We start from the raw sequence: 3,891 nt of genomic DNA, 5'->3' as shown, positions 1-3,891 counted from the left end.
TCGGGGGCACCCTGCGGGCGACCCGCGCGCGACAAACCTCGGCTGTCCGTGACGGCCCCCTTGAGGTAATCTAATTCCCTCAAGGGGCCCTTCACGGACCGAAGCGGCGGTCAGGGCACGAGCAGCGTCGCCCGGTGCACCAGCCACTCCAGCGGACCGCGACGCCGCCAGTGCCGCCACACTGCCGACGCGGCCAGCATCACCGCGACCACCGTAGCCAGGAACACGAAGGAGTACGGCTTCGGCACCAGCTTCAAAACCGCGAAATGCGCCGCGTACCAGGTGAAAGCCATCCCGCCGGCCGCAGCGAGCGGCCACAGCGCGCGACGGCCGAGCGGCCGGTCCATGACGATCAGCAGTCCGCCGAGCAGCACCATCGCGACGCCGATCATGAGCACGATGCCGAGCGGGCTGGTGGCGTACAGCGAGCCGTCCGTGGGCATCGCGAGGAGCACCTGCCACGGCATCCCGGGCGGCGGGGTCGTCGCGATCGCGTCGGCTCCGCCCAGCGGATACGTCGCGATCCACGAGCCGAGGACCGAGGCGGAGGCGAGCACGAAACCGGTGTACAGCAACCGGATCCGGACCTGGTGCGCACGAAGGTCGAGACGGCCGATCGCCATTCCCGCCAACGCCAGCGGCAGGCCGTAGGCGACCTGGAAACCGCCGCCGAACAGCACCATCCCCTTGAAGAACTCGCCCCACTGTTCGGGGTGGCCGAGAATCGCGAGCCCGCTCGCCGTCTCGGCTCCGGACCGCATCCAGTCGGAATGGGCGTTGAACACCCAGAACGCGTAAAGCGTCACCGCGGGGACAGCGATTCCGGCCAGGACGAACAACGTCCGCGCGCGCAGCCGGGTCAGCGGCAGCAGCAGGAGCAGGATCACCGCGTAGTACTCGATCACCGACATGCCGTACTCGTCGATCACCAGGCTGAGCAGGAACAACACCACCGCCCGGACCGCCAGCCTGCCGCGGGCGCGCCACCGCTCGCTCCCGGCGTACGGGGTCGCGCCGCCGCTCATCAACGCCGCGGACAGCCCGAACAGCAGCACGAACAGGCTCATCGCACGGGACGACGTCTGCACGTTCAGCCACGTCAGGAACCCCGGGGCCTGGTCGGGCGGGCCGCCGTGCAGCCAGCCGCTCGCGAAGAAATGTTCGATGAACACCCCGACGATCGCCAGCGCGCGCACCGCGTCCACGCCCAGCAGCCGTCCTTTCGGCACCCGGGTTTCCGCCGGGTCCAGCACCGCTTCCGTCCTCATCGGACTCCTCTCCCTGATGGCTTCCCCGTCAAGGTAGGAGCGCCGGATCACCGCCGGGGGCGGACCGCGTTGCGGCTGGCCGGAGGAAACCCATCGGTCAGGTAACAGCCCTTCCCGAGCGGCGCGCGGAGGGCAAAATGGCTACTGTGCAAAGCATGCGGAGGACGGTGCTCGCGGCGATCGCGCTGCTGTCGCTCACCGCTTGCTCCGATGTGGACGGTGTGCGCGTCGCCGGGCCGGCTCCTCCGGTGCCGGCCGCCCCGGCACCGGCGAACAACCCGCGCGGCCCGACCGTGGACGCGGTCGCCCTGCTGCGCGCGGATCCGACGGTCAGTGCCAGGACGAAGGCAGCCTTGCGACCGTGTGCGCAGGGCCCGATCGCCGGGTCGTATCCCGTCAGCACCGCCTATCACGAGCTGACCGGCGAGGTCGACGTGGTGGTGAACGTGTACCCGTGCGCGGCGGTAGGAGCCCCGGGCACCGGCAGCAGCGGCGCGACCGGCGTGCCGGTCAGCGCGTATCTCGGCGGCTACGTCTACACCATCGGCGGGAAACAGCTGTTCAAGCTGGAGAACTCCGGTGCCATGCTGACCGTGCTCGACGGGCGGCTCGCCACGATGTCGGCGACCGGACCGGACAACGGGGTCGCCCGCTACCGCTGGACCGGCCGCGGTTTCTCGCCGGAGTGAGAGGGGACATGACGCAGGTACTGCTCGTCGAGGACGACGACGTGATCCGGGAAGCGACGCAGCTCGCGCTCGAACGCGCCGGATTCCGGGTGTCTACGGCCGCGGACGGCATGGCCGGGCTCGAGCGGTTCCGCGCGCAGCCGCCGGACGTGGCGCTGCTCGACGTGATGCTGCCCGGCCTCAACGGCGTCAGCCTGTGCCGCCGGATCCGCGAGGAAAGCCGGGTGCCGGTGCTGATGGTCTCCGCCCGCGACGATGCGGTCGACGTCGTGCTCGGGCTCGAAGCCGGTGCCGACGACTACGTCACCAAACCGTTCGACACCGCGGTGCTGCTCGCGCGGATTCAGGCGGTGCTGCGGCGAAGCGGCTGGTCCGGGCCCGAGGAGGACGCGTTCGTCCGCTTCGGAGACCTGGAAATCGACCGCGCCGGGCTGGACGTGCGCCGCGCGGGCCAGCCGGTGGACCTGACGCCCACTGAACTGCGGCTGTTGCTGCGCTTCGCCGAATCGCCCGGCACCGTGCTCAGCCGGGACACACTGCTGGCCAGCGTCTGGGATTACGCGTGGGGCGGCGATACGCGGGTGGTCGACGTTCATGTGCAACGTTTGCGAGTGAAGATCGGCCAGGAACGGCTGCAGACCGTGCGGGGCTTCGGCTACAAGCTCCGCGCCGAACCGTGAAACTCTTCCCGGCCACGCTGCGGTGGCGGTTGACCGCAGCGGTGACCCTCGTGTCGGCCGCCGTCGCGCTGACGCTGAGTTTGCTGGTGCACCAGCAATTCGCGCGCACCCAAGCCGAACAGGCGCGGCACGCGCAGGACGAATGGATCCAGCTGCTGCTGCGCAACCCCGGCGTCGACGGCCAGCTCGACGACCCGGCGCTGCCCGCTCCCCTGCGCGACGCCGTCCGCGGCGGCAACCGGGCGACCTATTTGGACGGACCGGTTTTGTGGGCAGCCGCCGAAACCGGCGGGCACGTCGTCTCGATCCGGGCCAGTTACGCATCGCAAACGCAGGCACTGGCCACCTTGGACCGGGAACTGCTGGCTGGTTCCGCTGTCGTCACCGTCGCCGGGACGCTGCTGGGCGTCGTGCTCGGCGCGGGGATGGCGCGCCGGCTCCGGCGGGCCGCCGACGCTGCCCGGGACGTCGCGAACGGCGCTCCGGCCAGGGTGCGCGACGCGATCGGGCCGCGTCCGCGAGACGAAGCCGCCGACCTCGCCCAGGCTGTCGACGCGATGGCGGACGCGTTGCAGGCGCGATTGGCCGCAGAGCAGCGGGTCACCGCGGACATCGCGCACGAACTTCGGACGCCAGTGACCGGCTTGGTGACCGCTGCCGAGCTGCTGCCGCCGGGGCGTCCGGCCGAACTGGTCCGGGACCGCGTCGCCGCGCTGCGGTCGCTGGTGGAGGACGTGCTGGAGGTGGCGCGGCTGGACACCGCGGCCGAGCGGGCGGATCTGGCGGACCTCGACCTGGCGGAGTTCGTCCGCCGCCGGGTGCCGGACGCGGTGGCTCCGGCGGCGGTCCGCGTGCGGACGGATCCCCGGCGGCTGGAGCGGATCCTGGCGAATCTGCTGTCGAACGCGGCCAAACACGGGGCCGCTCCGGTGACGGTGGAGGTGGACGGCCGGTGCGTGATTGTCAGCGACCGAGGGCCGGGGTACCCGGAGGTGCTGCTCCGGGAGGGGCCCGCGCGGTTCCGGACCGGTACGGACGCGCGCGGCGGCGGGCACGGGCTGGGGTTGACGATCGCGGTCGCGCAGGCGCGGGTGCTGGGCGCGGAGCTGGAGTTCTCGAACCTTCCCGGCGGCGGGGCGCGGGCGGTGCTCCGGCTGCCGGAGCGGCCGGGGGGGGGGGGGGGCAAGGATGGGGGAGGGGGGTCTCACGGCGGGAGTGGGAGGAGGCGGGACCGCGCCGGGGAGGGGGGGTGTG

General features: G+C 71.8%; 4 protein-coding genes. 3 read left to right on the top strand and 1 reads right to left on the bottom strand.

Annotated features, from left to right (window positions below):
- Positions 1–110: 110 nt before the first annotated feature.
- Entirely contained in the window at positions 111–1,268 is a 1,158-nt protein-coding gene (locus ACWGIC_RS43290) for a DUF418 domain-containing protein (protein ID WP_452081764.1), read from the bottom strand.
- Positions 1,269–1,423: 155 nt separating this feature from the next.
- On the opposite strand from ACWGIC_RS43290, the gene ACWGIC_RS43285 reads away from it, so the two are divergent.
- From ACWGIC_RS43285 to ACWGIC_RS43275, 3 genes are all read left to right on the top strand, one after another.
- Complete coding sequence (locus ACWGIC_RS43285; RefSeq protein WP_452081763.1) at positions 1,424–1,957, top strand: hypothetical protein; 534 nt, start codon at positions 1,424–1,426, stop codon at positions 1,955–1,957.
- An 8-nt stretch (positions 1,958–1,965) separates the two neighbouring features.
- On the top strand, positions 1,966–2,637 hold the full coding sequence (cseB, locus tag ACWGIC_RS43280) for a two-component system response regulator CseB (protein ID WP_452081762.1): 672 nt from the start codon (positions 1,966–1,968) through the stop codon (positions 2,635–2,637).
- Positions 2,634–3,891: sensor histidine kinase (locus ACWGIC_RS43275; protein WP_452081761.1), on the top strand; the 1,258-nt coding region annotated here is incomplete at its 3' end. The genes cseB and ACWGIC_RS43275, both read left to right, overlap by 4 nt.

This window comes from Amycolatopsis sp. NPDC054798 (assembly GCF_053611505.1).
The sequence above is the reverse complement of the archived record's forward strand: the minus strand, read 5'-3'. Positions and strand labels throughout refer to the sequence as shown.

What these genes read in the sequence shown, in the direction of transcription:
- ACWGIC_RS43290 (WP_452081764.1), bottom strand. Translation starts at nt 1,268, where the DNA reads ATGAGGACGGAAGCGGTGCTGGACCCGGCGGAAACCCGGGTGCCGAAA.
- cseB (WP_452081762.1), top strand. Translation starts at nt 1,966, where the DNA reads ATGACGCAGGTACTGCTCGTCGAGGACGACGACGTGATCCGGGAAGCG.
- ACWGIC_RS43285 (WP_452081763.1), top strand. Translation starts at nt 1,424, where the DNA reads ATGCGGAGGACGGTGCTCGCGGCGATCGCGCTGCTGTCGCTCACCGCT.